General features: G+C 53.3%; 2 protein-coding genes and 1 pseudogene. 1 reads left to right on the plus strand and 2 read right to left on the minus strand.

Annotation, left to right across the window (positions count from 1 at the left end; genetic code table 11):
* Both HY788_15640 and HY788_15645 read right to left on the minus strand, forming a co-directional pair.
* Positions 1–284: universal stress protein (locus tag HY788_15640; protein MBI4775575.1), on the minus strand; the 284-nt coding region annotated here is incomplete at its 3' end.
* Between the two features lie 49 nt (positions 285–333).
* Positions 334–1,381, minus strand: a pseudogene (locus HY788_15645) (sorbosone dehydrogenase family protein).
* 803 nt (positions 1,382–2,184) lie between these two features.
* Between HY788_15645 and HY788_15650 the strand changes: the two are divergent.
* Complete coding sequence (locus HY788_15650) at positions 2,185–2,361, plus strand: DUF1328 domain-containing protein (protein ID MBI4775576.1); 177 nt, start codon at positions 2,185–2,187, stop codon at positions 2,359–2,361.
* Positions 2,362–2,927: the final 566 nt, after the last annotated feature.

Here is a 2,927-nt window from a genome sequence, read left to right on the forward strand (position 1 = left end):
GACTTGTCCACACCCAGTTCCCCGAGTATGGACACGGCTTTCTTTATGAGCTGGCGAGCGCCTTCCCGCTCGCACTTCAACCATTCATCGAGCGCAACATACTTGGGTTGGCAATTATCCACGACGTCCAGGTCGTAAAACATCACCGGCACCTCGCTCATCACGTTCATCAGGACGATTTCGACGCCGCCATGAGAGCACATACCAGCAACGTAACGAACCGCCTCGAACGCCTGTTCCGATCCGTCCACACCGACAAGAATTCTTTTTTGCCCGTTGCCCATGGAGTTTCATCCTTCTTATTGTTGAGCGAAGTGTTACCTCTCTTTTCGCTTACCTAGCCGGCGCCCGTTTGGTATTTTCATATGTAATCCGGTAAACAGCCCCGGCGCGGTCGTCCGACACCAGTAAAGCGCCGTCCGGCATGACTAGAACATCCACGGGGCGTCCCCATGCAAACTTACCCTGAAGCCATCCCTCGGCAAAAACCTTATAGTCTACGGCGCGGTCGCCTTCGAGGCGAACCAGCGTGACGCGATATCCGACATGATTGGAGCGATTCCAAGATCCGTGCTCCGCGATGAAGATCCGGTTCCTGTAGGCTTCGGGAAACATGTTGCCTGTATAAAATTTCATTCCAAGGGCCGCTACATGGGGGTCGAGATCAATGGCCGGGCCGGCGAACTCGCTGCATTTTCTCTTATCACCATACTCAGGGTCCGGGATACGGCCCGCATGGCAATAGGGAAATCCAAAGTGAAGGCCCGGTTTCGGCGCCTGATGAAGGGTATCCGGAGGCTGATCGTCACCCATCCAGTCACGGCCGTTGTTGGTGAACCACAGAGCCTTCGTTACCGGATGCCAGTCAAAACCTACCGTATTTCGAATGCCCTCCGCAAAGATCTCGAGGTCTGTTCCGTCCGGCTGCATTCGCATAATACCGGCATACCGTTCATCTTTTCTCTCGCAGATGTTGCAAGGCGCTCCTACCGGAACGTAGAGTTTCCCGTCGGGACCAAAGGCAATATACTTCCAGCCGTGATGTTCATCGTCAGGAAAGTCGGAACGCCACACCATTGGGCTCATGAAGCCCTTCGGCAATGGTGAGCACCCCATCCCCTCGATGATCTCCATCGAGATCCTGCACGGCATACACTTTGCCTTCCTTGCGGGTGCTTACGATGAGGGTCCCTCTGGGCCCCAGGGCCATGGATCGGGCGCCCGGCAATCCCTTCATGTAGAGGGAAATGCGAAAACCCGGAGGTAAAACGATTTCTTCCAGATGAATTCCGGGATACGGCAGAGCGGGGTTGGCGCCCAAACACGAAGGGAACACTAACAGACCCACTGCCAGGGCAGGAAGGACAAGAAACAGCTTCATGACTTGTGGTTTCATCGTGATATCCGGTTGACGGGAGGTTTTCTTCGTCTGTTCCCCGTCATTACAGGCTGCATGTTTTCGGATGTCACCTATCCGGTGTGGAGCTAGGAATCCGACGGCGTCGATCTACCAGGAGAGGGCGCCGTAATAAAGCGAAGATCCCCTCTTTCGAAATGCGGTGGACGGATCCAAATGACCTCTTCCAACGGCGCGCACCGGGTGTAAATGCGGTCAAGCCTGTATTTTGGTCGAAATATGCATGTAGGCAGTAAACGCTTCCTCTTGTATTCGCGGACTTGATGTAAGATCGTATTTCCCCCGATATCGAACAAATACAAAGAGTTAAAGTCCCTCTTTCAGATCGGGACAATGGGCCGGGTCCGACCATGAATTCCTTGGTACGCGTCCTGACCGGTTTTCTGCGATCAGCTTCGAATGGAATTCCATGATATTTACAGACAAAGAACCCATCGCGCGAGCAACGCCCGGTCCTGGTTCCAGAGATTGAGCAGGCCGAGAGGACGAGAAATACCGGAGTGTTCCCCTATGGGCGGTCGGCGTCATACGAGGATAACAATATCACGTATGAACGCAAAGCGGAAGACCTCGTAAGCCGACTCCGAGGACGACTTCGGACTTCACGATCACCGGCAACCGGGTTGTTCAAGCATACAGGAGAAAACGCCACAAAATACATGATAGGGGATATTTTAAAGTAAATTTGAATGTGAGATAGAGGTAACCATGATAAGGCATCCGCCCTGGGTCAAGCCTGCACCGACCCTCTCGCAATGGGTGACGACATGTTTTACTGGTCACTGATTATTTTCATCGTTTTTGCCGTCGAGGTCGTTTTCGGGTTAACCGGAGGAGTCGCTGCGGCTGCAGGGATGGCCACGATTTTGTTTTTTCTTTTTCTCGTTATTCTCATCCTCTTCCTGCTTTCCGGACTGGCCGGACGTCGACCGCCGGCGTGGTGACCGTCTCGAATCCGCTTGATCTCTTCTTCTGAAAACGGCTTGGACTTAAGAGTCATGGGCGCCGCCGACTCTGTTTGCGGACAGGAGCGTCGGAACCGACAAAGCCATGTTCAGGGAATTGGATATGGGCGAGCGGAGATACAGCATCTTCATTGCTGATGACCAGACGCTTATTCGGGAAGGCGCGAGGGTTATGCTCGATTCGGATCCCGATATCGAAGTGATCGGAGAGGCCTCAGATGGAATGTCGGTATAGGCAAACCCCGCTGAACAAAAAAACCGACGACGTCTTTCACAATCGCCGGTTCGGATTTGAAACATGGAAACAGCCGAGCGCTCCCAGTCCTTTCCGGTTCGCCCGGCATTAGAGGCTCTATTTAGTGTCTGTCCATAAAGACCCGATTTCGGACTTATAATTGGGGTCGGGATCGGTGGTTGCCGGCCCCATAGAATGATCTATTGGGTGTGCCGATGCTTTCCGGCTTCATTCATCAATACAGGCGGTTATGATGACACACGTATCCTGGGATGCTCCATGCATGAGCAGTAACCATGTTTCTCCCGCG

It is taken from the genome of Deltaproteobacteria bacterium (genome assembly GCA_016208165.1).
In the GTDB taxonomy this organism is placed as follows: domain Bacteria; phylum Desulfobacterota; class Desulfarculia; order JACQYL01; family JACQYL01; genus JACQYL01.

What these genes read in the sequence shown, in the direction of transcription:
- HY788_15650 (MBI4775576.1), top strand. Translation starts at nt 2,185, where the DNA reads ATGTTTTACTGGTCACTGATTATTTTCATCGTTTTTGCCGTCGAGGTC.